This window comes from Sorangiineae bacterium MSr12523 (genome assembly GCA_037157775.1).
GTDB lineage: Bacteria > Myxococcota_A > Polyangia > Polyangiales > Polyangiaceae > Pendulispora > Pendulispora brunnea.
This window is the reverse complement of the sequence record CP089982.1, coordinates 4,599,681-4,625,707: the sequence shown is the minus strand read 5'-3', so window position 1 is coordinate 4,625,707 and position 26,027 is coordinate 4,599,681. Positions and strand designations below refer to the sequence as shown.

23 protein-coding genes are annotated in these 26,027 nt (G+C 65.8%); 10 read left to right on the top strand and 13 right to left on the bottom strand.

Going from position 1 to position 26,027, the window contains the following annotated elements; all coding sequences use genetic code 11:
• Positions 1 to 4: 4 nt before the first annotated feature.
• Together LZC95_18270 and LZC95_18265 are read right to left on the bottom strand one after the other, a co-directional pair.
• Positions 5 to 1,153 (bottom strand): histidine kinase, encoded by a 1,149-nt coding sequence (locus tag LZC95_18270; protein WXA98763.1) that lies wholly within the window; start codon positions 1,151 to 1,153, stop codon positions 5 to 7.
• A 58-nt stretch (positions 1,154 to 1,211) separates the two neighbouring features.
• Complete coding sequence (locus tag LZC95_18265; protein ID WXA98762.1) at positions 1,212 to 3,047, bottom strand: long-chain fatty acid--CoA ligase; 1,836 nt, start codon at positions 3,045 to 3,047, stop codon at positions 1,212 to 1,214.
• Between the two features lie 38 nt (positions 3,048 to 3,085).
• Here LZC95_18265 and miaB point away from each other — a divergent pair, with 38 nt between their 5' ends.
• Together miaB and LZC95_18255 are read left to right on the top strand one after the other, a co-directional pair.
• Entirely contained in the window at positions 3,086 to 4,558 is a 1,473-nt protein-coding gene (gene miaB, locus LZC95_18260; protein WXA98761.1) for a tRNA (N6-isopentenyl adenosine(37)-C2)-methylthiotransferase MiaB, read from the top strand.
• A 204-nt stretch (positions 4,559 to 4,762) separates the two neighbouring features.
• Positions 4,763 to 5,293, top strand: coding sequence for a gamma carbonic anhydrase family protein (locus LZC95_18255; protein ID WXA98760.1), 531 nt, complete (start codon positions 4,763 to 4,765; stop codon positions 5,291 to 5,293).
• 3 nt (positions 5,294 to 5,296) lie between these two features.
• On the opposite strand, the gene LZC95_18250 is transcribed toward LZC95_18255, so the two are convergent.
• Positions 5,297 to 5,788 carry a septal ring lytic transglycosylase RlpA family protein gene (locus LZC95_18250; protein ID WXA98759.1) on the bottom strand — a complete coding sequence of 164 codons (492 nt, stop codon included), beginning with the start codon at positions 5,786 to 5,788 and terminating at the stop codon, positions 5,297 to 5,299.
• 111 nt (positions 5,789 to 5,899) lie between these two features.
• Here LZC95_18250 and LZC95_18245 point away from each other — a divergent pair, with 111 nt between their 5' ends.
• The gene (locus tag LZC95_18245) at positions 5,900 to 6,454 is read left to right on the top strand and encodes a hypothetical protein (GenBank protein ID WXA98758.1); all 555 of its coding nucleotides are present in this window, start codon (positions 5,900 to 5,902) and stop codon (positions 6,452 to 6,454) included.
• Here LZC95_18245 and LZC95_18240 read toward each other — a convergent pair.
• Positions 6,405 to 7,130, bottom strand: coding sequence for a hypothetical protein (locus tag LZC95_18240; GenBank protein WXA98757.1), 726 nt, complete (start codon positions 7,128 to 7,130; stop codon positions 6,405 to 6,407). The genes LZC95_18245 and LZC95_18240 overlap by 50 nt on opposite strands.
• Positions 7,131 to 7,232: 102 nt before the next feature.
• On the bottom strand, positions 7,233 to 7,832 hold the full coding sequence (locus tag LZC95_18235) for a sigma-70 family RNA polymerase sigma factor (protein WXA98756.1): 600 nt from the start codon (positions 7,830 to 7,832) through the stop codon (positions 7,233 to 7,235).
• Between the two features lie 352 nt (positions 7,833 to 8,184).
• Between LZC95_18235 and LZC95_18230 the strand changes: the two genes are divergently transcribed.
• The 3 genes from LZC95_18230 to LZC95_18220 are packed head-to-tail and all read left to right on the top strand — an operon-like array spanning position 8,185 to position 12,553.
• Positions 8,185 to 10,599 (top strand): hypothetical protein, encoded by a 2,415-nt coding sequence (locus LZC95_18230; protein ID WXA98755.1) that lies wholly within the window; start codon positions 8,185 to 8,187, stop codon positions 10,597 to 10,599.
• The gene (locus LZC95_18225) at positions 10,596 to 11,789 is read left to right on the top strand and encodes a phospholipase D-like domain-containing protein (GenBank protein WXA98754.1); all 1,194 of its coding nucleotides are present in this window, start codon (positions 10,596 to 10,598) and stop codon (positions 11,787 to 11,789) included. The genes LZC95_18230 and LZC95_18225 overlap by 4 nt, the downstream gene beginning before the upstream one ends.
• 2 nt (positions 11,790 to 11,791) lie before the next feature.
• The gene (locus LZC95_18220; GenBank protein ID WXA98753.1) at positions 11,792 to 12,553 is read left to right on the top strand and encodes a 1-acyl-sn-glycerol-3-phosphate acyltransferase; all 762 of its coding nucleotides are present in this window, start codon (positions 11,792 to 11,794) and stop codon (positions 12,551 to 12,553) included.
• A 31-nt stretch (positions 12,554 to 12,584) separates the two neighbouring features.
• Here the strand turns inward: LZC95_18220 and thiS are convergent, their stop codons facing one another.
• On the bottom strand, positions 12,585 to 12,785 hold the full coding sequence (gene thiS / locus LZC95_18215) for a sulfur carrier protein ThiS (GenBank protein WXA98752.1): 201 nt from the start codon (positions 12,783 to 12,785) through the stop codon (positions 12,585 to 12,587).
• Between the two features lie 63 nt (positions 12,786 to 12,848).
• Here thiS and LZC95_18210 point away from each other — a divergent pair, with 63 nt between their 5' ends.
• From LZC95_18210 to LZC95_18200, 3 genes are all read left to right on the top strand, one after another.
• The gene (locus LZC95_18210) at positions 12,849 to 14,549 is read left to right on the top strand and encodes a hypothetical protein (GenBank protein ID WXA98751.1); all 1,701 of its coding nucleotides are present in this window, start codon (positions 12,849 to 12,851) and stop codon (positions 14,547 to 14,549) included.
• Between the two features lie 61 nt (positions 14,550 to 14,610).
• Positions 14,611 to 17,529 carry a 2-oxoglutarate dehydrogenase E1 component gene (locus LZC95_18205; GenBank protein WXA98750.1) on the top strand — a complete coding sequence of 973 codons (2,919 nt, stop codon included), beginning with the start codon at positions 14,611 to 14,613 and terminating at the stop codon, positions 17,527 to 17,529.
• A gap of 14 nt (positions 17,530 to 17,543) precedes the next feature.
• Positions 17,544 to 19,076 (top strand): mechanosensitive ion channel family protein, encoded by a 1,533-nt coding sequence (locus LZC95_18200; GenBank protein WXA98749.1) that lies wholly within the window; start codon positions 17,544 to 17,546, stop codon positions 19,074 to 19,076.
• Positions 19,077 to 19,190: 114 nt separating this feature from the next.
• On the opposite strand, the gene LZC95_18195 is transcribed toward LZC95_18200, so the two are convergent.
• A complete protein-coding gene (locus LZC95_18195) occupies positions 19,191 to 19,358 on the bottom strand; it encodes a hypothetical protein (protein ID WXA98748.1) in 168 nt (55 codons plus the stop codon).
• Between LZC95_18195 and LZC95_18190 the strand changes: the two genes are divergently transcribed.
• Positions 19,357 to 21,132, top strand: coding sequence for a PrsW family intramembrane metalloprotease (locus tag LZC95_18190; GenBank protein WXA98747.1), 1,776 nt, complete (start codon positions 19,357 to 19,359; stop codon positions 21,130 to 21,132). The genes LZC95_18195 and LZC95_18190 overlap by 2 nt on opposite strands.
• On the opposite strand, the gene LZC95_18185 is transcribed toward LZC95_18190, so the two are convergent.
• The 6 genes from LZC95_18185 to LZC95_18160 all read right to left on the bottom strand — a co-directional run bounded on the left by LZC95_18185 (position 21,116) and on the right by LZC95_18160 (position 26,005).
• Complete coding sequence (locus LZC95_18185) at positions 21,116 to 21,433, bottom strand: FKBP-type peptidyl-prolyl cis-trans isomerase (protein WXB00351.1); 318 nt, start codon at positions 21,431 to 21,433, stop codon at positions 21,116 to 21,118. The two genes, LZC95_18190 and LZC95_18185, sit on opposite strands and share 17 nt — an antisense overlap.
• Positions 21,434 to 21,607: 174 nt before the next feature.
• Positions 21,608 to 21,853, bottom strand: coding sequence for a hypothetical protein (locus LZC95_18180; protein WXA98746.1), 246 nt, complete (start codon positions 21,851 to 21,853; stop codon positions 21,608 to 21,610).
• 159 nt (positions 21,854 to 22,012) lie between these two features.
• On the bottom strand, positions 22,013 to 23,374 hold the full coding sequence (locus LZC95_18175) for a hypothetical protein (GenBank protein ID WXA98745.1): 1,362 nt from the start codon (positions 23,372 to 23,374) through the stop codon (positions 22,013 to 22,015).
• A complete protein-coding gene (locus tag LZC95_18170) occupies positions 23,371 to 24,372 on the bottom strand; it encodes an ABC transporter substrate-binding protein (protein WXA98744.1) in 1,002 nt (333 codons plus the stop codon). The genes LZC95_18175 and LZC95_18170 overlap by 4 nt, the downstream gene beginning before the upstream one ends.
• 24 nt (positions 24,373 to 24,396) lie before the next feature.
• The gene (locus tag LZC95_18165) at positions 24,397 to 25,179 is read right to left on the bottom strand and encodes an ABC transporter permease (protein ID WXA98743.1); all 783 of its coding nucleotides are present in this window, start codon (positions 25,177 to 25,179) and stop codon (positions 24,397 to 24,399) included.
• Between the two features lie 10 nt (positions 25,180 to 25,189).
• Entirely contained in the window at positions 25,190 to 26,005 is an 816-nt protein-coding gene (locus LZC95_18160) for an ABC transporter ATP-binding protein (GenBank protein WXA98742.1), read from the bottom strand.
• Positions 26,006 to 26,027 lie beyond the last annotated feature (22 nt).

The window sequence follows — 26,027 nt, the reverse complement described above, 5'->3', positions numbered from 1 at the left end:
GCGATTACGCGGCAACGTGCTCGGCCACCTGCGGCGCCGCCACGCGCTTCGTCCCCGAATCGTGCTCGGTGTGGAACGGCAAGGAGATGCTCGCCAAGGTGCCACCCGCCTCGACCCGCTCCAGGCGGAACTCCGCCTGGCCGCCGTAATGCTGCTCCAAGCGCTCGCGGATGTTGCGCAACCCGAGCCCCGGGCAGGCGCACAGCACGAAGCCCTCGGGCGGCCCAGGGCCGTCGTCGCGCACCTCGAGGACGAGTTGCTCGGCCTCGCGGCGGACGCGGATCTCGAGCATGCCCGCCGACGCGCGGCGCGCAATGCCGTGGCGAACGGCGTTCTCCACCACGGGCTGCAAGAGCAAGAGCGGCACGCGCGCCTCCATCACCTGCGGCTCGATGGTCCAGGTGACACGCAGGCGATCGGCGAAGCGAAGCTCCTGGATCTCCAGGTACCGCTTCAACATTTGCACTTCTTCGCGGACGGTCACGTCCGTCGAGTCGACCTGGCGCAGCACATCGCGCAGCATGTCGCTCAGCAGAAGCAAGGTGCGCTCGGCGGTCTTCACGTCACCCTGCCGCACGAAGGCGACCGCGGTGTTCAGCGCATTGAAGAGAAAGTGCGGCTGCAGCTGCGACTTCAGCGCGGAAAGCTGCGCGCGCACCAGTTCCGTGGCCAGGGCGGCCTCGCGCCGCTCGCTCTCGCGCTTGCGTTGGTTCGCGCTCATCGTGGCGCCGGCGAAGAGGACGATGCCGTAGGCGAAGACGAAGGCGGACACCCACCCGATGAGCGAGCGCAGGACGCGCTGCCCGTAGGTGAGATTTCCGCCCATCGCGAGCTTCGTCCACACGTCCACCACCGGGTAGACCAACGAGAACGCGAGGCACGTTCCCAGGAAGAGCAGCGTGTGGGCCAGCACCAGGCGCCACTTCGGCCACGAGGCCGTGCGCTCGCCCGCGGTGAGGCGCAAAATGAGTGGCGTGGACAGCGCCCACATGTACCAGGGCAACACGCGGCCCACGAAGCATGCGGCGAGCGAGACCCGCATGCCCTTGAACTCGTTGCAGTAGAAGTACGTCTCGACCGCGGACACGATCCCCACGGCCGTCCACGCCGCGAAGACGATCCAGCCCGAACGCGCCCGGCTATGGCTTTGCATGCTTCCGCTCTTTCATAGCCCGGCGCGGGTCCGTGCGCTACGCCCCACCTACTAGCCGTTAGACCGTGGCGCGGGCGCGCTGGGCCTTGGCCTCGGCCTTTTTCTTGTAGAGCGCGTCGAGAAGCGGGCCGTATTTCTCGAGCACGCTGCGGCGTTTGAGCTTCAGGCTCGGGGTGAGCATGCCGTTTTCCGTCGTGAAATCGCTGTCGATGAGCGCGAAGTCCTGCACCGACTCGAAGCCCTTGAACTTCTCCGAGTACTTCTCGATTTCCTTCGCGAGAAGGTCCCGCACCTTGGGATCCTCGAGCACCGCGGCCGGAAGCGAGTGGCCTTCCTTCTCCGCCCAGCCCTTGATCGCGTCCAAATTGGCCACCACCAACGCGACGTTGTGCGGACGATTGTCCCCGTACACCATGACGTTGGCCACGTACGGCGAGAGCTTGATCTCTTCCTCGAGCGGCGTCGGCACGACGTACTTGCCGTTCTCGAGCTTGTACTGCTCCTTGATGCGGCCAGTGATGTACAGGAAGCCGTCGGCGTCGACGTAGCCCATGTCGCCGGTGCGGAAGCCGCCGTCGGAGGTGAAGACCGCCGCGTTTTCCTCGGGCCGATTGTGGTAGCCCTGCATCACGTTGGGCCCGTAAACGATGATTTCGCCTTCGTCGCGGCCCGATTCGGTCTTCTTGCCGCTGGACGGGTCGATGACGATGCGCACGCCGGGGAAAGCCTTGCCCACCGAACCGATCTTTCGGCCCGACAAGGGGCAGTTCGCCGTGGCGATGGGGCTCGTTTCGGTGAGGCCATAGCCCTCGTAGACCATGACGCCGATACCGTCGATGAACTCCGCCACCTCGCGCGAGATGGCCGCACCGCCGGAGAACGCGTACTTCAGGCGCCCGCCGAACTTCGCGCGCACCTTGGAGAAGACCACCTTGTTCGCGAGGCTGAGCATGATGCCCTCGCCAAACGACGGCTTCTCGCCCACGCGCTGCTTGGCCGCCGCACGAAGCGCGCCCTTGACCATGGCCTGCACCACGGCGGGCTTCTCGGAAATCTGCTTTTGCACGGCCATGTAAAGCCGATTGAAAATGCGCGGCACGCTGAAGAGCAGCGTGGGCTTCACCTCGGCCAAGTTGTCGAGGATCTTGCTGATCGACTCGGCGAGCCCCATCGATGCGCCATTGGAAAACAGCGCGTGCAACTCCACCGTCTGCCCGAACGAATGCGCCCACGGCAAGAACGAGAGCGAGCGATCCTCCGACGCCATCGGGAAGGCTTTGTGAGCGCCCTCGACGTTGGAGGCGATGTTGTTGTGGCTCAGGATGACGCCCTTGGGAACGCCGGTGGTGCCGCTCGTGTAGATGTAACAGGCGACGTCTTTCTTCTCCGGCTGGATGACCGGCACCGGCTTCTTCTCCCCCGCCTCCGTGAGCGCGCGGAACGAATGGATCGTGTGCCCCTCGCTCTCGCCCTCCATGACGATGATGTGCTGGAGCGTCGGAATCACCTCCAGGAGCTTCTTCGCCTTTTGGAGAATGTCCTTTTTGGAGACGACGAGCGCCTTGGCGCCGCAATCGCGGACGATGAACTCCCAGTCCTTTTCGAGCTGCGCCTCGTACATGGGTACGAGTGCGACACCGAGGCCGAAACAGGCGTACGCCGAGACGGCCCATTCCACGCGGTTGTCGGAGATGATGGCGACGGCGTCGCCCCGCGTCAGGCCGAGGCCGGCGAGCCCGCCGCGAAACCCGTCGACCTGCTTGCCGAACTCACGGTACGTAATCCAGTGCCAAACCCCCTCTTTCTTCGTTCCGAAGAGCTCGCGATCGGCGAACTTCTCGATGCTGCGGTTATAGATATCGACCAGGGTGTCAAAATGTGCCGGCTCGCCCATATCCCTACGAAGAGTATGCTAAACGGCCTGGCTTTCAAATGATGGCTCGTCGCTATTGCCTCAAGACGTTCGGCTGCCAGATGAACGTCCACGATTCGGAGCGGATGGAGGAATCCCTTCAGGCCTTCGGCTGGGAGCCGGGCCCGCTCGAAGAGGCGGATCTGGTCATTTTCAACACGTGCAGTGTGCGCGACAAGGCCGAACAGAAGGTCCGTAGTGAGGTGGGCAAGCTCTTGCCGCTCAAGCGGGAAAAGCCCCATGTCGTGCTTTGCGTGGCCGGCTGCGTGGCCCAGCAGGAGGGCGAGAAGCTTCTTTCGCGCATCCGCCACCTGGATTTGGTCATCGGCCCGGACAACCTGCACGAGCTTCCGGCCTTGGTGGAGGCGCAATTCGCGGGCTCGCCGCCCACCGCGCGCACCATCTTCGACATCGATGCGCCGCAGTTTTTAGCTGCCGTTCCACACGGACGCGAGACTCCGGTCAGCAGCTACGTCACCACGATGAAGGGCTGCGACGAGCGCTGCTCGTTCTGCATCGTGCCCTACACGCGTGGGCCGGAGCGCTACCGCCCTGCGCGCCAGATCGTCGAGGAGATTGCCCGGTTGGTCGATGCGGGCACCCGGGAAGTCATCCTTCTCGGTCAGACCGTGGACAGCTTTCGCGATCCCGAGCTGCCGCCGCCCGAGAGCGACGATCCGGACGAGTCGCAGTTCCCGTGGCTCTTGCGGATGATTGCGGCCGAGGTGCCGGGGCTTCTTCGCTTGCGCTACACGAGCCCTCACCCGCGGCACGCGACCGAGTCGTTGGCCCGCGCGCACGCGGAGCTGGATGTGCTCGCCCACCACGTGCACTTGCCCGTGCAATCGGGAAGCGACCGCATCTTGAAGCGGATGATCCGCCGCTACAAGCGTGCAGAATACATCGAGCGAGCGGAGCGGCTTCGTCGCGCTCGGACGGACATGACCTTGTCGACGGACATCATCGTCGGCTTCCCGGGCGAGACGGACGAGGACTTCGAGAGCACCCTCACGTTGGTGCGCGAGGTGGGATTCGTGGCCGCCTTCGCGTTCAAGTTTTCACCGCGTCCGAACACGCCTGCGCTGAAGCTCATCGATGACGTGCCCGAAGAGCTGAAGAAAGAGCGACTTGCTCGGCTGTTCGAGGTGGTCGAAGCCCAAGGGCAAGCGCACCTGGCGAAGCTCGCGGGAACGCGAGCGAAGGTTCTCGTCGAAGGAGAGAGCAAGAGCGACAAGCAAGCGAATGGCTTGCTCCTGCAAGGACGAACCGAGCGCAACGAAATCGTGCACCTCGAAGGCGGTTCGCCGGCGTGGATTGGACACACCATTCCCGTGGAGATCGTGCGTGCGAACAAGCATTCGCTCTCGGGTCGCCCGGAAGATGGTGCGCTGGCCGCACTCGGTCTTCCTGCTTCATCCTCCGGCGAATCCCAGCAACCCGCACGCGCGACCGTCGTGCGGCAAGTGCGGTCGCTGCCCCTTATTTCGCAGTAAATCGCCGTGAAAACCCCAATAAATAATCGCGCCCACCCGCATCGTCCCTCCTTACGATGCGGGTGAGCGCGCGAGGATAATCTTCGCGGGCTCTCTGGGCGGCCTCCCTTCCTTCGCGGCCTCCCGTGCCCTTGCTACTTCGTACGATGCGACATCGTGCGTGAGTGATTCGGCCGACAAAACTGAAGCAGGACGAAAAGAGAAATGCCCCTCTACGAATACGACGGGACGCGCCCCATCCTCCGGGAAGGCGCGTACGTCAGCCCCCAAGCTACGGTCATCGGCGACGTCCAACTCGAGACGCAGGCCAGCGTGTGGTTTGGAGCCGTTTTGCGCGGCGACGTGGGCTCGATCCGCATCGGCGCGCGCACCAATGTGCAGGACAACGCGGTGATCCACGTGACGGGAGGTCAGAACAACACCGTCGTCGGCGGCGATGTCACCATCGGCCATTTGGCTCTGCTGCACGGTTGCACCATCGGCAACCGGGTGCTGGTGGGCATGGGAAGCATCGTGCTCGATAACGCGACGATCGGGGACGATTGCTTCATTGCGGCAGGCTCCCTCGTGACACCGGGCACGGTCATCCCAGCGCGCTCCTTCGTCCTGGGGCGACCGGCGAAGGTCGTGCGGGAGGTAACCGAGAACGATCTGCTCTGGATCTCGGCCTCGGCGCAGCATTACGTGGAGTACGCGCGACGGTTCGGGACGAGCCTCAAGCTGGTCGAAGGGTAGGATCTATTCCGGCCCGCGCACGATGCGCAGTTCGACGCGGGTCGCTCCAATTTGGACCAACCCGATTTTCTCCGCCGCAGCGCGCGATAGGTCGATGATCTTGTGCGAGTCGTCGAAGGGGCCCCGATCGGTGATGCGCACGCGGACGGTCGATCCCGTATCGACGCGGCGCACCTCGACCCATGTGCCGAAGGGCAGCTTGCGATGCGCCGCCGTCATGGCCCGCGCATCGTACCGCTCGCCGCTCGCGGTCTTCTTGCCTTGGAACTTTTTGCCGTACCAGCTCGCGATTCCCACTTCGTCCGGCTTGCCGGGCTGCTGCCGGCTGCGATCGATGAACGAGTAATCGTTGCTCGCGGTCTCGATTTGCGTGGTGCCCGGCGCGTTGAAGGCGCGCTCGGAGCCGTGGCCACCGCCGCAACCGGAGATGGAACCGAGGGAAGTCGCAAGCGCAAAGAGGTAAGCGACCTGGGCGAGCAAAGGGGGCGGAGGCATGACGCTATTCCAACAGGTACGGCATCCTTCAATGGAATGCACCCGTCTCGCGTCGTCCTTTTGCGAGGACGGCGGCAGCGCCCCCACCGAACTGAAACAACGGACTGAATTGTGACGTTGCGCTTCGAGCCAAGCGCGAGCACATTCGGGGACTTGGAGCGCCTTCACGCCATCTGGCTCTTGGCCACGTGTCTACTCGCCACGCTGTTCGAGTCGCTCTTCGCACCGCTGACAGGCAAGCGACGCGGGCTTCGCGCCTTTCAAGAGAGCTACGCGCTCGATCGGCTTCCCCCGCTCACACCGGAGGAGCGGCGCACCTTGCCCATCTTGAGCGGATGCATCGCGTGCGGTTTGTGCGATCTCGGCGAGGGCCTACGCGTGGCCAGATCGGCCGGCGTCTATGCTGGCACGATGGATCTGATGCTCGCCTCGTCGCGCAGCATGCCGGACTTCGACGCGGCCATGCGCTCGTTCGCGGCTGTTCCCGAGGAGCGCCTCGCGGAGCTCGAACGACGCTGCCCGGCGCGCGTGCCGATGCAAAAGGTGGCCGCGTTCGTGCGCGCCAAAGGCTTGCTCGAAGAAGAAGAGGTGCGCCACTCGCAAACCGCGATGGCGGCTAGGGCCTCACGAGGTCGTCGGGGGAACGCGGAACGACGTGGTAATTGAAGAACCACGTCACGACGCCCGTGACCGAAGCGAACTTCGTGTCCTTCGCGACCTCGGCGTCCTGCAGGTCGTAAAACTCGTTGGTGATGGTCACGCCGTTGAGGGTCGTATCCGACGTAAAGTGCACGCTGCGCCGGCCTGACTTATTGAGATACGGATTGTCCGTCATCGTCACGTTCTTGATCGTGACGAGCATGTTCAGCCACTTGCGGCCCTTGGTGTAGTCGTTCAAATCGTTCACATCGACGATCTCCACCGGCGCCGGCAGCGGCGTCTCGTAGCGGAAGGTCGCGATGGGCTTGGAGAGCTGGGGCAAGAATTCCCCTTCGTCGAAAATGGCCCCGCCAATGCGCGCCTCCTCGACGTAGGGCCCGCGCAAATCGAGCACGTCGCCCGGGGAAACCCGCAGGCTCGATGGAATGAACGATGGCGAATACAGCGAAATACCGGAGTACGGATTCTGCGAGCCGACATCCTGCACGTAAATCGTGCCGCGGCTCTTGCCGTCCTTCGTCTCGTCGAAAGTATCGATGTAGATGACCTCGGCCCCCGTGACCGTCACGTCGCCTCGAAACTTCAGCGACGGATTCACGACTTCGCGAATGCGCTTTCCGGCACCCAGCGGGTCGGGCTCTCGATGGCTCGGCGGGTCTCCGTCTTCGGACGAACAGGCCACGCCGCACATGGCGCATACGAGAGAGGCCGCAAACAAGAATAAACCGGTACGAGATGAAGAGAACGCCACGGTGCCAGGCTTATACCACCGTGTGCGGCCCCCTCAAGCGGCGTGTTCGACCGCCGTGGAAAGAGCCGATTCGAGGCGGGACTGAATTTTATGCTTCTTCGAGTAAACGGTTTTGACGCTGATGTTCATGCGCGCGGCAATCTCGTTCGGCTCGAGCTCCTCGTCGAAGTACAGCGTGGCGAATGCGCGGTCCTTTTCGCTGAAGCCATCGAGCATTTCGGCGGCCATCGCGGCGCGCTGCCGCTCGGCGACGCACTCGAAGGGATCGGGGAGCTGACAGGCCAAGTCCGTGGCCTCGGCCAGCGATGCCTTGTTCGGCTCCCGGCGCAGGCTGCGCAAGTGATCGTAAGCACAGTGAATGGCAAGCAAGCCAAGCCAGCTCGAAAAGCGATTGCCGCGCTCCGGGTCGAACGTCCGAAGCTTGTGCATCTCGTTCGCAAGAAGGGATAAGAAAAGCTGGGCCTGAATCTCGAACACATCGTCGCCCGACACCATCGAGGGGAAGCGGCGGGTGACCTTGGTGATGCAGCGGTGAATCAAACGATCGTAACGGCTCTGAAACTCGGTCCACGCCTGCGCCTCGTTGCGCAGCATCGCGTCGACCAGCTCGCGGTCCTGTTTGCCGCACGCCATTCGACACGCATTTGCATCCTCTCGATAAGCATCTCGCCCTTGCATCATCATCTCTCGACGGCCCTCCAAGTTCCGGCGCGCCGTGCGACCGGTCGGCGTCGTGCAATGCAGCGCGCGTGCCAGCCTCAAAAAGGGCAACAATCATCGAGAAATACGGAGATTTTGGCCCCCGACGGGCCCGTCCAAAGCAAGTGTTACGCGTAACAGTCGGCCTCGGGCGTAACACTCGGGAGAAACGTTACGGAAGTTGTTACGCTCGGGACCAAGTGTTTCACCCCTCGATGGATGTCCTTTTTTGGGCAGGCGCCAGCAAGTTGAGGGGTGGGCCGATTTTGATGATAACGGTTCCGCTGTGGATGGAGTTTCTCGTCGTCTCGTTCCTTGGATCCTCTGTCTGACCGCGGTGGCGGCATGCGGTGGTGCGGCCGAGCCGCCTCCCGCAGTTCCGAAAGCGGGCGGCGTAGCCGGGGATCGCCCGCCGGTGGCGGCCATCGTTCGTGACGGCGATCCCGGCGCCGGGCTCGCGGTGGCGGTGTGGACCTACGGGGTCGCGGCGGAACGCGGCGCGCAGGCGGCGGTGGCACTGGCGGCGCTGACGCAAGCGCGGCTTGCCCCGCGTTGGCCTGCGGCGGTGGTGACGCCGGCCTGGGAGGGCTACCGCGTGCGAGGGCTTTTGGGCGAGCGACCCTCGGAGCAGGTCACGGCGGTGCAGCGTGCGCTGCTCGCGCCGGTGACCGCGGCGGAGATGCCCGCGGTGGTCAAGAAGCTTCGCGCGCTGGCCAACAAGCCGCTGCACGATCCCGGGCTCGCCGAGGTGGCGCGCTGCCGGGGGGAGCCGTTTGGCGCGATCCCCGCCCCCGCGGAGCCCACCCTCGCCGACGTGGAGGCCTGGCGGCGCGCGGCGCATGGCCTGGGCCGCGTGGCGCTGTCGGTCGCGGGCATCCCGCGTGCGACCAACGACGTCATCGCAGCGCTCAATGGCTTGCCGGCGTGGCCGCGGGCCGCGCAACTGCCGGTCTCTGGTTGGCCGGAGGAGGCGCCGCCGCCCGTGGTGTACGACGCGCGCAGCGAAGGCGTCGCCGAAGCGCGCGCCATTCTGGCCTTTCGCACGGGCGATGCGACGCGCGCGGCCGCCATTGCGCCGAGCCTGGGCGATCCGCGGGGTCCCCTCGCCTCGCGGCTGGAGGCGACGGAGTCCGGCGCGACGGTGCGCGACGTCACCGCCACGGCGCACGCACAGGGAGGCTGCCTTACGGTGACCTTGGATGCGCGCGATCTCGGGCCCAATCCGACTGCGCGCCTCGCCACGGCCATCGCGCTGGTCCGGCAAGAGGTGCTCGCCGAGCTGGCCGACACGGACGACTCTGCGCAGCCGTTGGCGCTTGCCCGGCGCGCGGGCGATCCGCGGGAAGCGGCCGAACGCGGAGCATGGTGGACGCTCTATCAGCGCGCGGCGCCCGCGGCGAAAGAGCCGCGCATGCTCGTCGCCGTCGGCTTCGCAGGCTCGCGCGATGCGACGGCGATGCCGAGCGCCGAGGCCGTGCGCACCGAAGTCGATCGCGCGCTCGCGGCGTGGAAAGATCCCGTGGTGGAGCCCCGCATTCGCGTGGAGCGCGGCCAATCGGACCTGTGGTTGCTCCTGGCATCGCCCTGCGGAACGGTGCCCGAGGTGGAGTCGGACTCGGGCCTCGGCGCCGGGTTTGCGATGCTCGCGGCCGAAAGAGCACGCGATCATGCGGGAACTTCCCTCGAAATCGCGCCGTGGGCCTCCGCCGACGCCATCGGGCTTTTGGCCCACGGACCCGCGCTCCCCGGCGAGACGCCGCTCGCGCAGGCCCGGCGCATCGCTGACACGGCCGCGCGCGCGTTTGCCGAAGGGCCCGAACGGGACGCGATCTCCCAAGTGCGCGCGTCGCTCCTTACCGTCGGGGACAACGTTCCCGCGCGCGCGCTGGTCGCGCTCTCGAGCGGCATCGTACCAGGGCGGCCTTCGTGGTTCTCGCCCACGGGAAGCCCCGTGGCGCTGGCGCGCGCCTCGGACGGCGCATTTGGAACGCGCGCCACGGGCCTTCGCGCAGGGCCGCTGCGGGTCGCGGTTCTCGCCAACGAGAGCCCCGCACAAGGCGCGGCGGCTGCACGCGCCGTGGATCGCTGGGTGCCGCGCCGCGCTTCGGGCGAGGCGCGCGCCTGCCCCACACCGAGCGAGCCACCGCCGCCCCGCCCAGGCACGTATTGGCTCGATCCCACGGGCTCGCCCGAGCAAGCGGGTCAAGCGTGGCTGGCGCTCCCGCTCCCGCGCGGCGACGAGAAGTCCGTGCAGCTTGCACGCTTTTTCGCGCTGGCCCTGGACGGCGAAGATGGCCTCCTTGCGCGCGCCCTGGGGGGCCCCGGCCTGGCGCGTTCGTGGAGCGCAACCGTCGTCGGCCCCGCGCGGGGCTCGGCGCTGGTCGTCCGCATCGCATCCGCCGACGGGGCGCTCGATGGGGCGGTGGCGCAAACGCGCGCGCTGCTGGATCGGCTGCGCCAGCGCGGCCTCGACGAGGCGGATCGGCAGCGGGCCGCGGCCGCACGCGCGCGCGCCGAGCAACGGGCTCTCCTCGAACCACATGGGCGCCTGCTGGCGCTTTTCCGGGACGCTCCGACGCACGATCGAGATGCGCCGCCGCCGCTCGACGCGCTACGCTCCTTTGCTGCAACCACCCTTCGCGATGACGCACTGGTCATCGCGGCCGCCCGACCTCCCCGCGCACCGAAAGCGACTCCGTGAGCCCCCCGCCTTCGTTCGAGTCCGACGCCGAGCCTGAAGAAGAAGAAGCCGGCCCGCATGCCCCCACGGAGGCCGACCAACCCTGGTTCCACGTGGGTGCCGACCGCGTGCGGCTCCTCCGCGACGGCGCGCAGACGTTTCCCGTGATGCTGGAGGCCATCCGCCAGGCGCAGAACGAAGTGCTTCTCGAGATGTACTGGATCGGCGCCGATTCCTGCGGCGAGCGTTTCCGCGATGCGTTGGTGAGCCGCGCCCGCGCCGGGGTCAAGGTCAAGGTCATCTACGACGCCGTCGGAAGCCTGGGCATCACCGAGTCCTGGTGGCAACCGTTGCGCAGCGCCGGCGGTGAGGTCCACGAATACCATTCGCTCTTTCCACTGGCGCAAAGCTTTCAGCTCGACCGGGTCGAGCAACGCGATCATCGCAAGCTCCTCGTCGCCGACGACACCGTGGCCTTCACCGGCGGCATCAACCTGAGCGATCCCTGGCTTCCCCTCGAGCAGGGCGGCGAAGGCTGGCGCGATGACGCCGTCGCCGTCGAGGGCCCATGTGTCGAAGAGTTTCGCTCGCTTTTTTACGAGACCTGGCGCCGCATCACCCGCACCCTGCGCCCCCGCGACGTTCCGCCCTTTCCGCGACGCCGGTCGCGCCCCGTCTGGGTGCTCGCCAACAATTGGCGGCGCCGGCGCAGCATCCGTCGCGAGTACGTCGTGCGCATCGCCAACGCGCGCCAATCGGTGGATATCGCCAATTCGTACTTCGTGCCCGACGGCGGCGTGCGCCGCGCCATGTTCCGCGCGGCCTCGCGCGGTGTGCGCATTCGCGTGCTGGTGCCCGCGCGCGGCGACGTACCCATCGTGCAGTTCGCCGTCGAGGCGATGTTCGAGCAACTGCTGCGGCACGGCGTCGAGGTGTACGCGCTACCCGGCCCCATCCTGCATTCCAAAGTTGCCATCGTGGACGAGAGCTTCGCCACGATTGGCAGCTACAACCTCGACGAACGCTCTTGGCGCAAGAACCTCGAGGTCAACCTGGCCGTGGAGGACGCCGCCTTCGCGCGGCACGTTCGCCATTGGTACGAACACGATCTCGCTCGGGCGCTTCCCATCGACCTGGCCACGTGGCGCCAGCGCGGTACGCTGCGTCGGGGCATGGAGTGGGTGGCATTCGCGATGCGGAAACTCTGGTGATCATGAAACTGAACTTCGTACGAAAACCGATTCGCGTGGCCGGTTTTGGTCTCATCACGGCGACGTACCTTCCCCTTTACGTGGCCCGCGACGCGATGCTCGTCGGCGTGGGCAAGAGCGAGCACAAAGATCTGCGCGACCGCTGGACGGGGCGCTGGTCGCGGGCCTTGTTGAAGCTCTTTTCCGTCCACCCGAACATCGTGGGGGACGTGCCCACCCGTCAGGGCGGTTACCTCGTCGTGGCCAACCACCGCTCCACCATCGACATCGCGCTCATGCTGTCGACCTTCGGCGGCTGCGTGGTCTCGCGGGCCGATCTTTCGCGGTGGCCCATCATCGGCACCGCCGCCCGCAAGGTGGGCACCTTGTTCGTGGAGCGCACGAACAAGCAAAGCGGTGCGCGCGTGATCCGCGCCATGGCCGCGCGCCTGACCGAGGGGGACATCGTCTCCGTGTTTCCCGAGGGAACCACGTTTCCGGACGATGACGTGCGTCCGTTCTTGCGGGGAGGCTTCGTCGCGGCCATCCGCGCGGGCGTGCCCGTGTTGCCCGTGGGCATCGCCTACGAAGCGGGCTCGGAGGCTGCGTTCGTGGGCGAGAGCTTCGGGGCCCACCTCGAGAGGATGTCCGGCGCACCGCCCACACGCGTCACCGTGTGCATCGGGAAGCCTCTTCCCACCGACGACGGGGGCGCGGCCACCCTCCCCGCCCGCGCCCACGAAGCCGTCCAGGCCCTCGTCAAGAAGGCGCGAACCCTGGTTTAAGGCTTCATTCTTGCGCTAAATCCTGATTTTCTCACCCGCCACCCACGAAGTGCACGATTTCAATCGCGTCGCCCGGGGAGACGGGATGGTGCTCATGATCGGCCCGAGGCACGATTTCGCGGTTGATTTCCACAGCCACGGGTCCGCCGGCCAGATCCAGGTGGGCCAGCAGGCCCCGCACGGTGAGACCTTCCGGAATGTCGCGCCCTTCTCCATTGATGATAACGTGCATGGGTGACCTTTTTCCGACGAGTGGACCGACAGCGCAAGCTGCGCTCACCGAGGACACGCCGACATGGCTGACGAATCGAAGGTCGAGGCCCGCGAAAATCCGATTCCGGCCCCCCTCGCCGATGATCATGAAGACGTATCGTGGGCACTTTCAACCGCGAAAACCACGTGGGATCGCGGTGAGCACACGGACGCACTCAAGTGGCTCCGTCGCGCGGCCGAAGCCGCAAGCGAGGCCGAGGCCGACGATCGCGCGCTCGCCTTGGCAAAGGCCGCCGCCGATCTGACGACCCGCATCGACGAACTCGGCTGGGAAATCGGTTCCTCGGTCCGTCCGCCGCCCACACCTCAAGGCGGCGGAGGCACGTTTCCAAAGGCCACCGTGCGTCTGAGCCCGCTCGTCCCGCCGGCGCCGCCCCCTTCTCAGCAGCCGGTGCGCCCCGCTGTTCCGCTTCCGCCGCCAGCCCCCTCCCCGCGCGCGCTGCGTCCATCGGCACCGCAGGAGCGGTCGCCAGCACCGCCCACGGCGTCGTCGGGATCGACGCGGACCTCGACCCCGTCGGGCGCGTCTCCAGCTCCGCCGAAGACGCTCCCCACACCACCGCGCTCGGCCACCGGGGCGGCGCTCTTGAACAATGCGGCGGGCAAGTCGGCGCGCCCCAAGCATCCCAGCCTGGGTCTTCTCGGACCCCGTCCGCGCATCTCCGATGCGACACCGCCGCCGCTGCCGCCGCGGGCCTCGCAATCACCGCGCGTTCCTTCGAAGCCGCCGCCGGCGCCGGCGCGGGCCCCCACGCCGCCGCCTCCGCCGCCGCGGGTCGAGGCTCCCGCGGTCATCGAGGCGATTTCGTCGAAGAACCTCGTCTCCGTCTCGGCGATTCCCGGTTCCAGCCCGCGCCAAGAAAGCCTGCCCGATCGCCCCTCGTCGGGGACGACCAGCACCACGCAGCCGATCAGCGCGGAGCCGTTTCCGCTCGCGAGCAAGCACGACACGCCGGCTGCCCCGCCGCCGCAGATGGATGCGAGCTCCGAGGTGTCTCAAGTCATCGTGTCGCAGAATCTGGCCGGTCGCGAAGGCCAGCGCACCACGCGCCCGGCCGGGGCCTGGGACGACTCGTCCACCTCATCGATCTCGAGCCAGGAGGACGTCAGCTTTGCGTCCACGCAAGTGTACCCGTCGGGGCCCGAGAGCATCACCTTCGTGGCGCCCGGGGCTAGGCCCGATACGAGCCAGGTGATGGAGACGCCCACCGCGGCCCCGCCGGCGGTCGAGAGCGACAGCCACCTGACGTCGCCGCCGGCATCGTCGCAAGCCATCGAGAACATTCTCCGAAATACGAACTTCGGCTCGCCCGAGGACATCGAATCGTGGCCGACGGAGGCCGTTGCCGGAAACGAACTGCCCAATTTCTCGTTTGACGACGCGACGAAAACCCGTATTGGTACGCCGGCTTACAGCGAAGAGGTTCTCGCCGCTTCGCCGGACGAAACGGTCGCTGCCGCCGATACGCAGCCGCGTGGTTCGCGGCCCAATCTGGAGCAAGAACCGCGCGCTTCGCGCCCGTCGTACACCAATGAAAGCCGCATTGCGGCACGCGGTCCGGTGCAAAAGCCTTCTCAGGCGGTGCGGGTCGTCGTGTGGCGTGATCCCGATGGGGTTCACGTCGCTCCCCACGGTACGACCGTAACGGCCATTTCCGTCGACGCCCTTCTCGTCGCGCTCGACCCGTCCGCGGATCTGTTCGCCTGGCTGACGAACAAGTAACCGGTTTTTTACGGTTAGTCTTTGCGGCACACCCGCGAAGATGGAGTATCGTAGCCGCCGAATGTTCGACGAGTTCGGAATCAATGCAGGTCTTGTTGAGGAGCTTCACGCAAAATTCCAACAGAACCCGCAGGCTGTAGACGCTAAATGGCGCAAGTTTTTCGAGTCCCTGAATGGGGCCTCGAATGGAAACGGTGCATCCATTGCGCCCATTGCGACGGTCTCGCCTGCTGTGGTCTCCGGGGCTTCCAGTGCTGGTGGGGCCGCGCCCGGTGGTGCGCCGCCGACGGCCGTGAAGAACGGTAACGGTGCAGCGGCGTCCGCAGGGCTCAATGGCAGCGCGCGCGCTTCGTACGTGCCGCCCCCGCTTACAATCAGCCGCGCCGAGGAACAACTCGTCAATGCGGTGGCCGTCCAAGGTCGAGTCTATCAGCTCGTGAACATGTACCGCTCGCGCGGACACTTGTTCGCGCGGGTCGATCCGCTGGTGAAAGATCCCAGCATCGATCCCACGGTCGCCGGAGCGCCGCCCGCCGCCTCGCCCGAGCTCGATCTGGAAAACTTCGATCTCGCGCCGCAAGATCTGGAGAACACGTTCGCCACCGGCGGCATCTCCGGTTTGCCCGAGCGCACCACGCTTCGCCAGATCGTCGCGCACATGAGCGAGACGTACTGCGGCTCGATTGGCGTGGAGTACACGCACATCGAAGAGCCGGAGATGCGCGACTGGCTCGAGCACCGCATGGAGTCGACGCGCAACCGCGCCGCGCTCGATCACAAGCAGGTCGTGCGCATCCTGACCAAGCTGACGGATGCGGAGGTCTTCGAGAACTTCATCGCGAAGAACTACCTCGGTGCACGCCGCTTCTCGGTCGAGGGCGCCGAAAGCGTGATTGCCCTCTTGGCCATGTTGGTCGACGAGGCGGGAACGCACGGCGTCGGCGAGATCGTTCTCGGCATGGCGCACCGCGGCCGCCTCAACGTGCTCGCGAACATCATGGAGAAGGACGTGCGCGAGCTCTTCGCCGCGTTCGACGACAAGAAGCCCGAGCGCTTCCTCGGCGGCGGCGACGTGAAGTACCACCTCGGCTACTCCACGGACCGCGTCACCTCGTCGGGCGCAACGGTGCACCTCTCGCTCGCCTTCAACCCGAGCCACCTCGAGTTCGTGAATCCGGTCGTCGAAGGCCGCGTGCGCGCCAAGCAAGATCGCGCGAAGCGCAAGCACGTCCTGCCGCTCCTCATCCACGGCGACGCCTCCTTCATGGGCCAAGGCGTCGTTCCCGAAACGTTGAACCTCGCGGGCCTCGAAGGCTACTCCACCGAGGGCACCGTCCACGTCGTCGTGAACAACCAGATCGGCTTCACGACGCTGCCGAAGGATTCACGTTCGACGCGTTACTGCACGGACATCACCCGTATGATGAAGACCCCGGTCTTCCACGTGAACGGTGAGGATCCGGAGGCGGTCATCCAGGTCACGCGTTTGGCCATGGAATACCGCCAGCGCTTCCAGAAGGACGTCGTGATCGACGTCTACTGTTACCGCAAACTGGGCCACAACGAAGGCGACGAGCCGCGTTTCACGCAGCCCATCATGTACGCGCTGATCGACAAGAAGCCGACGGTCCGCGAGGTGTACGTGCAGCGGCTTTTGGAGACCCATCGCATCACGCGGCAGCAGGCCGACGACATCGAGCGCGCCAGCAAGCAGCGCCTCGACGACGCCTTGGTCGAAGCGCGCAAGGGCGACTACCACACGCTGCCGAGCGCGATGGAAGGCCTCTGGACGCCGTACTACGGCGGGCCGGACGTCCTCGTTCCCGAGGTGCCCACGCACGTCGAAAAGAACCACCTTCTCGACATTTTGGATCGCCTCACGAAGGTTCCGCACGACTTCACCCCCAACGCGAAAGCGCACGCCCTCATCAAGGCGCGCCGCGATCGCGCGCGCACGCAGAACACGGTGCAGTGGGAGACGGCGGAGACCTTGGCCTACGCGACCTTGCTCGAGCAGGGTCACCGCGTTCGCTTGAGCGGCCAGGACTGCCGCCGCGGCACCTTCAGCCACCGCCACGCGGTGCTTTACGATACGCAGACGGGCGCGCCCTTCGTGCCGCTCGCCAACGCGGGGCCGGGCCGGTTCGAGGTGCTCGATAGCCCGCTGTCCGAGGCGGCGGTGCTCGGCTTCGAGTACGGCTACAGCCTCGACTGCCCCGACGGCCTGGTGATCTGGGAGGCGCAGTTCGGCGACTTCATGAACGGTGCGCAGGTCATCATCGACCAGTTCATCGTGTCGGCGGAGGACAAGTGGAACCGCTTGTCGGGCCTCGTGCTCTTCCTCCCCCACGGCTACGAAGGCCAGGGGCCGGAGCACTCCAGCGGGCGCATCGAGCGCTTCCTCCAGGCGGCGGCCGAGGACAACATTCAGGTCTGCAACCTGACCACGCCGGCGCAGGTCTTCCACGTGCTGCGCCGCCAGGTGCTACGTCCGTGGCGCAAGCCGCTGGTCGTCTTCACCCCGAAGAGCCTCTTGCGTCACCCGGAGGCGATTTCCACGGTGGACGAGCTGGCAACGGGCTCGTTCCAGCGGGTCATCCCGGATGCCTCGGTCGACCCGAAGCAGACGAAGCGCGTGCTCCTCTGCACGGGCAAGGTCTATTACGACTTGCTCAAGACGCGCCGCGATCTGAAGCGCGACGACGTGGCCATCGTGCGCCTCGAGCAGCTTTACCCGCTCAACGTCACGCTGAAGGAAGCCCTTGCCCCCTACCCCGACGGCACGCCGCTCGTCTGGGTGCAGGAGGAGCCGCGGAACATGGGGCCGTGGTACTTCCTGAATGCGCGCCTGCGCGAATTCATCACCGACCGACTCCCGCTCTCGTTGGTGTCGCGCGTCGAGAGCGCAAGCCCGGCCACCGGCAGCAAGGCAAGCCACGACCTCGAGCAGCGCATGCTCATGGACGCGGCGTTCGGCTGATCTGCACTTGAGGCATGGGCGGGCTCCCTGAGCTCCTCGAGAGCTGGTCGTTCGTGCCGATTGGCGCGGTCGTCGTCCTCGTCGCGTACATCGTCAACCGGTTTGCGCCGCAGTCGCGAAAGCTCATGCGGCGCACCTTGGCGCTGTACGGGGTTTTCGTCCTTCTCTACGGCATCGCCGTCCTGCTGACCAAAGCGGGCTTCACCACGTGGGGCCCGCGTTTTCAGATCGGCGCCGACCTGTTCGAAGCGTTCACCATGGTGGCGCTCGCCGGGTTCGTCGTTTTCGACTTTCTCCTGCCGCGGATGAAGGTCGACCTGGTCAGCATCACGTCGGACATCATCCTGGGCATCGCCTACGTGGTGACGACCATCGGCGTGGCGCACGAGGCGGGGATGGATCCGGCCTCGGTGCTGGGCGCCTCGGCGCTCGTGAGCGCCGTGGTCGCGCTTTCGCTGCAGGCCACCCTGGGCAACATTTTGGGCGGCGTCGCGCTGCAGCTCGATGGCTCGATCCACGTGGGCGACGCGATCACGCTCGAGAACGGGCGCTCGGGGCAGGTCAAAGAGATCCGCTGGCGACACACCGTGCTGGAGACGAAGGAGTGGGACACGATCATCGTGCCCAATGCGTCCCTGCTCGCGCAGAACATCACGATCCTCGGCAAGCGCGAGAACGAGCCGCTCCAGCGGCGCGTCTCGGTGTTCTTCCACGTCGATTTTCGCTTTCCCCCGCAGCGGGTGATGCGGGTCGTGGAGGAGGCCATCACCGCGACCCCCATTCCGGACGTGGCGGCGAGCCCGAAGCCGTCCGTCGTCTGCGTCGACCTGGCGCGGCCTGGGGGCGATAGCTTCGCGTACTACTCGGCACGCTACTGGCTCACCGATCTGGGCGCCGACGAGAGCACCGCCTCGCAGGTGCGCGCGCGCATCCATGCGGCGTTGCGCCGCAACGCCATCCCTCTGGCGCGGCCGGCGCAGACGGTCTTTCTCACGACCGAAGACAACGCCGTGGAGAAAACCGCGCGGGCCCGCTCACGGAGGCTCGATGCGGTTCGGGCGATGGAGCTCTTTCACGGGCTCACCGAGGAGGAGCAAAGCGCCGTCGCCGATCGCTTGCATTTTACACCTTATGCCGCGGGCGAGACGATCACGCGGCAGGGCAACACGGCCCATTGGCTCTACCTCGTCACGCAGGGGCGCGTGGAAATCCGCACGCACGCGGATGGCGTCTCGCACGCGGTGGCCACCGTCGACGGGCCGGACTTCTTCGGCGAGATGGCCCTGATGACCGGCGAAATGCGCACGGCCGACATCGTCGCCGTCACCGACGTGGAGTGCTACCGACTCGATCGGGGCGCCTTCGAGGACATTCTGCAGAAGCGACCCGAGGTCGCCGAGGGCATGAGTCAAACCATGGCGCGCCGGCGCGTGGCGCTCGGAGCCTCTCGCGAGGGGCTCGATCACGCGACCAAACGTGAACGCGAAGCCCGGGAGCAACAGCGCATTCTGAGCAAAATCCGCGACTTCTTCGGTCTTTCGGAGTGAGAGATTCACAGGGAGACGGGGAGGCGGGGAGATTTTTTGGGATTTCCATTTGGCACATGGCGCCAACTGGAAAACCTCAAAAACTCCCCGCCTCCCCGTCTCCCTGTGAATCTTCTAGCTCTCGACTGGCGGCTTTTGCTCCGCCGCGGGGACCGGGGCGGCGGCGACGCGAGGCCGTGCCCAAGGTTCGCCCTTCCGCGCAAGAATGGAGATGACCCAGACGGCAAGCGCCGTTATGACGAACGCTGCCACGTAGAGAAGCGGGCGGGGATCGGCTGACATGAATCACGCACCCTACCGCTGGTTACTTTGGCTTTCCACTGCGTGGATGCTTTGTCTTTTCTGCGCCGGCTGCGGGGAGCTTCAGCTCGCGCAGACCAACGACGTGGAGCTCGTTTACACGGCGCCGGCCGCCACGACGGATACCGTCGCGCGGGTGCGGGCCCGGCTCGGAGCGGCACGGGTCGCGGCCGATGTTCGCGAAAAGGACGGCGAGATCCGCGTCACGGTGGACCGCGATTTCGCCGAGACGGCCGACACCTATCTGCGTTGGCGCGGGGGCGTGACCCTGCACCGCATCGACGAGGAGGGAAAGCCACTCGAGCCGCCGCTGGTCGACTTCGCACACCGGATCGCACGCGTGGAGACGTCGCGCCACGGGCACGATCTGACGATCTTCACCACGGTGACGATGCGCGTGCCGCCGAAGGAGCCGTTGGCCATCGTACTCGCGGGCAAGACTCTCGCGACGCAGCGGATCGAGAATGCCCCTTCGTTCACCGTCTCGTTCGGCGACGACCTCGATTCCTACGCGCGCGCCGACCGTGCGCGCATGCTCCTGAGCAGCCCGCCCCTGCCCGGGCTCACGCAAGTTGCGACCCGGGAGGTTCCACCGCGCTGGGGCGTTGGCCTCTTGGGGCTCGTGCTGCCAATCCTGCTCTCCGTCGGGTGGCTCTCGTTCGTGCGCCGCTTCGATCGTGCGCGCCCCGAGCCGGGGTGGCTCGTCGGCGTCACCTTCGCGCTGGGCGGCGTGAGCGCCCTTCTCGCGGGGGTGCTTCAATATGGACTTATCCATCTAAGTCCCTATCTGCACCCCACGACCATGACCTTCGGCGGCCAGCTCGTGGCTGCGCCGCTGGCCCTGCTCGTCTTCACCGCCGTGGTCGGGCTCACCGAGGAAGGCTCCAAATGGCTCGGCGTGTGGTCGTTCGCGCGGCACCGGCGCGAGTTCGACGAGCCGGTCGACGGCATCGTCTACGCCGTGGCGTCGTCGCTGGGGTTCGCCGCGGTGGAGAACATTCGCTATTTCGCCCTGGGGCGGCTCGCCACGGGGCTCGTGGTGCTGCGCGCCTTCACCAGCCTTCCGGCGCACATGTTCTTCGGCGCCATCTGGGGTTACGCGCTCGGGCGCAAGCTCGTGGCACCCCGCACGAGCACGCTGAAGTTCGTGCTGCTCGCAGCCCTTTTGCACGGGGCGTACGACACGTTCCTCTCGGTGCACCGCCTCGAGTACGCGACCTTGCTGCTGCACCTCGTCCTCACGACGCTGTTCGTCGTGCTCCTGCGGCGTGCGCTCCGCCGCGGCGTGATCGTGCCGGGCGGCGAGGTGCCCGAGTCATCACGGCGGCTCTCGTTTGCGCTGGGCTCGCGGAAGATTTTCGCCGTGTGGGCGATTTCGCTCCACCTGGTGGCGGTGGCCATCGTCGCCTTGGGCCTCTACTTCGACGCGCGCAGCCAGAGCGTGAACCTCGCCTTTCTGACGGCGGGCACCGGCCTTCTCATTCTGTTCGCGGTGGCGGCGCACGGCCTCGTGGCGACCTTGCCGCTCGAGGCCGTGGTCGACGAACACGGCGTCACCTTCGGCGGGGCGAGCCGCTCGTGGGACGAGATCCGCAGCTTCGACCGCTACCGCGCGCCACTCTCTTTGGGCGTCGTCGGCGAGGCGTACGAGATCGTCGTCCATTCGTCCAAGGGCCCGTTGCGCATCGGCCCCGGAAGCGACGATGCCACGACGACCCTCGCCGCCTGCCTGTCGTCCTTCATTCGATCGCAATGAGCTCGACGTCGAACTTCAAGGCCGCTTTTGCCGGGATGTCCGGCGGGTGCCCCGCTTCGCCGTAGGCCAAGTCGTACGGGATGGTCAGCTTTCGCTTGCCGCCGATCTTCATGCCCACGACGCCTTGGTCCCAGCCTTTGATGACGCTGCCGGCGCCCAGCTTGAACTCGAAGGGATCGCCGCGGTCGCGCGAGCTGTCGAACTTCTTCCCGTTCATCAACGTGCCCGTGTAGTGCACCTTGACCTTGTCCCCGGACTTCGCCTCGCGGCCGGTGCCCACGACCTCGTCGACGATTTCCAGCTTGGTGGGCGCAGGCGGTTCGGGCGGGGCAGCCGACGGCTTGAAGCTCGATTTCTCGGGCTCGTCCACCTTCTTCGAACACGCGGGCAACGACATCGAAACCGCGGCGGCCAACGCCGCCGGCAACACGCATCGCAAGAGTCTCATGGCGGTCCAGGCTTCTAGCATGTGTCCTTAAGCGCCCGAAACATGCTTCAAATGCGCTTCGATCTGACGCAGCCGCTGCTCGACCGCGGCCGGGTCGAGGTAGATGGCCATGCGAACGCGAAGCTCCGGCAATGCCCGCAGGTAATCGTGGGTCTGCGCGTGCTCGGGCGACGTGATCCCCACGGCGTGCAAGGCGCGCTGGACGGTGCCCGGGCCAATGATCGGCGCCAGCCCGGTGCGGGTCACAATTTCCTCGAACAGCCTTCGACTCATCGTTCCGCTTACGCCACCCCGAACATCGGATGTCAGTGATAACGGTATTTTCGGATGCCATAATATGGCTTGAGCCGCAGGCTCTGCAAGCGTCCGTGCGGGAAATTCCAGGCTCTTACAAACGCCCGCATCCGCACGCATCGACGCTGATGGCGCGGCTTAGAAGAAATAGTACGCGCTCAGCATCCAGCGGTGGTTGCGCGCCGTCGCCTCGTCGACGAATCGCTGCACGGTGAGGTGGTACGAGAGCCCCACGCGCAGGGCGGGCGTCACGTCGAAGAAAACGTTGGCATCGAAGTAGCGCGCAAGCTTGTACACGCGGGCCGCTTGGCTCGAGTCGGTCAAACTGGCCACGTTGCTCGACTGCGCCTGCGTGTAGTTCGTCGCGAGAAAGAGTCGGCCGGTGGGCGGCAGGTAATATTGCAAGGTGACCACGAACGTGCGCCAATCGATGGTGCGCAGGTTGCCGTTGGCGTCGTAGGTCACGAGGCCATTGTCCACGTTGGGCGTGTAGCCCGGGAGCGGAGGAAATGTCGCCCCGGCCTGGGTGCGCGTCTGATCGGCAATGCCGCGGCCGTGCACGAACGACCCGGTGAATGTCAGGGCATTGCCGCGATTCTCCACGCTCTTCACCGGGATGATCGGCACCAGCGCATCGATGGACGCGCCCCACCCCGTGGCCTCGCGCGTGGCGTTGGGCCGGGCAGAGGGCTCGTCCACGCTGAAGGCGCGCACCAGGCCCGAAAAGCCGATGGTCAACGCGTCGGTGGGCGTCCCATCGGTGCCCGCGTCGCAGGAAGGAACGCCGCGAATGCGATTGAAGCGCACGCGCACGCCCGCCTGCCCCTCCGGTAGCGCCGCATCGCGCTGCGGAGGCCGCACCACGGCGGCGGCCAACTCGACGTCGACGAGCTTCGATTTGAACGCGTGCGAAATGCGCACTTGCATCGTGCGCACGAGCACCGCATTCGGAATGGGCAAATAGAACAGCGACTGCGAGGAGCTAGGAAAGAAAAAGGGCTGGTGTCCGAAAAGCCCCCACGTCTGCCCGGCGAGGACGTCGATGGGATCCGAGAGCAGCTTGATGTACGCGTGGCGCAAGCGAAACGTCGCATTGTTGTAGAACGATGCCTCGGAGACGTCCGACGGCTGATTCCCCTCGAAATCGCCCTCGACCAGCGCCAATGGCCGGATGCCGCGGTACGTGGGCGCCTCCATTTTGAAGCCAATGCGGCTTCCGCGCGCGCTGAACTGCATGCGCCCGCGTTTGCTCCCGAGGCTGTCGTCGTGCACGAGCACCGCGCCGCCGATGGAGTCCGCATAGCTGCGCGTGGAATCGTGGTGGAGACGGAGCTCCACTTGGCCGTAGGGCGTGATTCGCCAATTGGAGTCGGGATTGCCAATGGTGACGGTGTACGGCGACCGCACGAACTCCGGTGCCCGCCCGGGAGGCTGTGCCACGCTCGTTCCTGCAATGAACATGAGTACACACATCATGTATGACAAGAGGTACAGCTTCATGGCGCCGCCCCCGCTTTGTCGACGAATTCGGTCGTGTACGTCTTGCCCAGATCGATGTAATTCCGTTTGCCTCGGACGGAGGGCGAACAGTGGCTCAACACCTCGAGCACGTTCTGTGCGCCCTCTTTGGACATGCGCCCGTCGGCATTGAACATCGATTTGCTATCGTGGATTGCTTTGACGTAAATCGCGGGGTTTCCGCCGCCGAAGTCCGCGGGCATCTTCGCGGCGATTTCCTCCGCCGCGTGATCGCGAATGAAGCGCAATCCCTTTACCAATGCATTGGCCAGCTTTTGCACCACCAGCTTGTGCAGCGCCACGTATTCGCAATTCATGTACAACGCGCTCGCCGGATAGAGCCCGCCCAGCGCGGCCCGGGTGCCCTCGTCGGTGCGCATGTCCAGCATCACCTTGGCCTTGCCGGTACTCAAGAGTTGCGCCACCGTCGGATCGGTGGTCATGCCCGCATCGATGCTGCCCTGATCGAGCGCGGCAATGAAGGTGGACCCCGCCCCCGCCTTCACCCCCGTGTATTGCGACGTCGGCACGCCGTGGCGCAATGCCAAATACTGCGTCAGAAAATCGGTGGACGAACCGGGGCTGGTGAACCCCAGTTTCTTTCCTTTGAAGTCCGCGGGGCTCTTGATCGACTCCGCCTTGGCGGTGGCGACGACCTCCACCTCGCCGGGGATGTTGGCCATCTGCACCACGCTGGTGATGCATTTTCCCTTGGTTTGCAGGTCGATCGTGTGGTCGTAAAAGCCAACGACGCCTTGCGCATCGCCGGCGATGAGCGAAATTTCCGCGGTCGCGCCGGCCTGCTCGGAGAGGAGCCGGACCTCGAGGCCCTCCTCTTTGAAATAGCCCAATTGTTCACTGAGCTTCGCAGGCAGATAAATCACCTTGTCGATGCCGCCGACAATGATGGTCAATGGGCCTTTGTCCCCGCCACGGCGTGAATCGCGGCAGCCGGTGGCCAGCAATGCCAGGGAGAGCATTATGCATGTACCGAGTCTCATGGCTCACACCTGTGCATCCGTGTTCGCCGACGGCGGGCGCCACTTCAACAGCCGCTTCTCCAATGCCGTCAGGACCCATTCGGCCACCAACGCGAGCACCGTGACCACGATCATGCCGGCATAAATGCCCGCCGAATCGAAATTGCCCTGCGAGCGATTGATCAAAAGGCCGAGGCCCTTGTCGGCGCCCACGACCTCGCCGACCACCGCACCAATCAGTGCGAAGCCAAAGGCCGAGTGGAGCGATGCCAGGATCCATGACGTGGCGCTGGGAACGACGATGGTCGTCAGGATTTGAAAGGGGCTCGCCCCGAGAATCCGCGCATTGTTGACCAGGTTTTTGTCCACCTCGCGCGCGCCCTGGAAGGCGTTGAAGAAGACGGCGAAGAAGACCAGAACGAAGGCCGTCGCAATCTTCGAGGTTTGCCCGATGAGGCCGAACCAGATGACGAACAGCGATGCGAGCACGATGCGCGGAACCGCGTTCGCTGCCTTGATGAACGGCGCGAAGATGTCCGCGAGCACCGGCTTTTGCCCGAGCAGAATCCCCAAGAGCACACCCGCCGATGCGCCCAATACGAAACCGAAGACGGCTTCTTCGAGCGTGACGACGATCTGCTCCCAGATGGTTCCCTGGCTCGTGCCCATGACGAACCACTCGACGAGCTTCTGCCAGACGAGGGACGGCTTGGAGTAGAAGAACGGGTCGATCCAATACGTCGCCGTGAGCTCCCAGCTGACCAGCCATGCCGCCACCAGGAGCAGGCGCAGCGCCCAGATTTTCATCGTTCGAGCATCACGCGACACGGCGGGCACCTCGCTCGCGGGTCTTGTCGACTTCCTGGCGCAGCGACTCCCAGATCTCCTTGTAGATCTCCAGGAACTCGGTGGTGAGGCGGATCTCCTCCACGTGGCGCGGGCGCTCGAGCGGCACGGTGAAGGAGCCCTTCACGGTGGCGGGACTACAGGTCATGACCACCACGCGATCGGCCAGCACGATGGCCTCCTCGAGATCGTGGGTGACGAAAATCACGGCCGCGCCGGTGCCCGACCAAAGGCGCAAAAGTTCGTCTTGCATGAGCGCGCGCGTTTGCACGTCGAGCGCGCTGAAGGGCTCGTCCATGAGCAAAATGGATGGCTCGTTCACCAAGGTTTGCGCCAAGGCCACGCGCTTGCGCATGCCGCCGGAGAGCTGGTGCGGGTAGTAGCTCTCGAAGCCCGCGAGGCCTACCTTTTCGACCCACGCCCTCGCCCGATCGCGCGCCTCGGCCTTGCTCGCGCCACGGTAGCGCGGGCCCATGGCCACGTTGTCGAGCACCGTGCGCCAGGGCAGGATGGCGTCGTTTTGGAACATGTAGCCGACGCCGGCGGGGATGCCGTTCACCAGCTGCCCGCGCACCCGCGTCTCGCCCTCCGTCGCGAGCTCCAGGCCCGACACGAGCGACAGCGTGGTCGATTTTCCGCAGCCCGTGGGCCCGGCCACCGCGACGAACTCTCCGCGTCCCACCGTCATGGTGAGATCGCGCACCGCGGTGTGGACGCCGCCGGCACTTCGGAATCGCTTGGTGGCACCGCGGATTTCAATCAGGGGATCTGCAGGCTTGTCGGTCATCGGAAAGACTCCTACATGTCGA

Bases quoted from the DNA above. Each gene is read 5' to 3' on its own strand.
- LZC95_18195 (WXA98748.1), bottom strand. From the start codon at position 19,358: ATGTCAGCCGATCCCCGCCCGCTTCTCTACGTGGCAGCGTTCGTCATA.
- LZC95_18200 (WXA98749.1), top strand. From the start codon at position 17,544: ATGGGCGGGCTCCCTGAGCTCCTCGAGAGCTGGTCGTTCGTGCCGATT.
- LZC95_18250 (WXA98759.1), bottom strand. From the start codon at position 5,788: ATGCCTCCGCCCCCTTTGCTCGCCCAGGTCGCTTACCTCTTTGCGCTT.
- LZC95_18170 (WXA98744.1), bottom strand. From the start codon at position 24,372: ATGCTCTCCCTGGCATTGCTGGCCACCGGCTGCCGCGATTCACGCCGT.
- LZC95_18165 (WXA98743.1), bottom strand. From the start codon at position 25,179: ATGAAAATCTGGGCGCTGCGCCTGCTCCTGGTGGCGGCATGGCTGGTC.
- LZC95_18160 (WXA98742.1), bottom strand. From the start codon at position 26,005: ATGACCGACAAGCCTGCAGATCCCCTGATTGAAATCCGCGGTGCCACC.
- LZC95_18180 (WXA98746.1), bottom strand. From the start codon at position 21,853: ATGAGTCGAAGGCTGTTCGAGGAAATTGTGACCCGCACCGGGCTGGCG.
- thiS (WXA98752.1), bottom strand. From the start codon at position 12,785: ATGCACGTTATCATCAATGGAGAAGGGCGCGACATTCCGGAAGGTCTC.
- LZC95_18205 (WXA98750.1), top strand. From the start codon at position 14,611: ATGTTCGACGAGTTCGGAATCAATGCAGGTCTTGTTGAGGAGCTTCAC.
- LZC95_18210 (WXA98751.1), top strand. From the start codon at position 12,849: ATGGCTGACGAATCGAAGGTCGAGGCCCGCGAAAATCCGATTCCGGCC.
- LZC95_18255 (WXA98760.1), top strand. From the start codon at position 4,763: ATGCCCCTCTACGAATACGACGGGACGCGCCCCATCCTCCGGGAAGGC.
- LZC95_18270 (WXA98763.1), bottom strand. From the start codon at position 1,153: ATGCAAAGCCATAGCCGGGCGCGTTCGGGCTGGATCGTCTTCGCGGCG.
- miaB (WXA98761.1), top strand. From the start codon at position 3,086: ATGATGGCTCGTCGCTATTGCCTCAAGACGTTCGGCTGCCAGATGAAC.
- LZC95_18175 (WXA98745.1), bottom strand. From the start codon at position 23,374: ATGAAGCTGTACCTCTTGTCATACATGATGTGTGTACTCATGTTCATT.
- LZC95_18190 (WXA98747.1), top strand. From the start codon at position 19,357: ATGAATCACGCACCCTACCGCTGGTTACTTTGGCTTTCCACTGCGTGG.
- LZC95_18235 (WXA98756.1), bottom strand. From the start codon at position 7,832: ATGGCGTGCGGCAAACAGGACCGCGAGCTGGTCGACGCGATGCTGCGC.
- LZC95_18220 (WXA98753.1), top strand. From the start codon at position 11,792: ATGAAACTGAACTTCGTACGAAAACCGATTCGCGTGGCCGGTTTTGGT.
- LZC95_18265 (WXA98762.1), bottom strand. From the start codon at position 3,047: ATGGGCGAGCCGGCACATTTTGACACCCTGGTCGATATCTATAACCGC.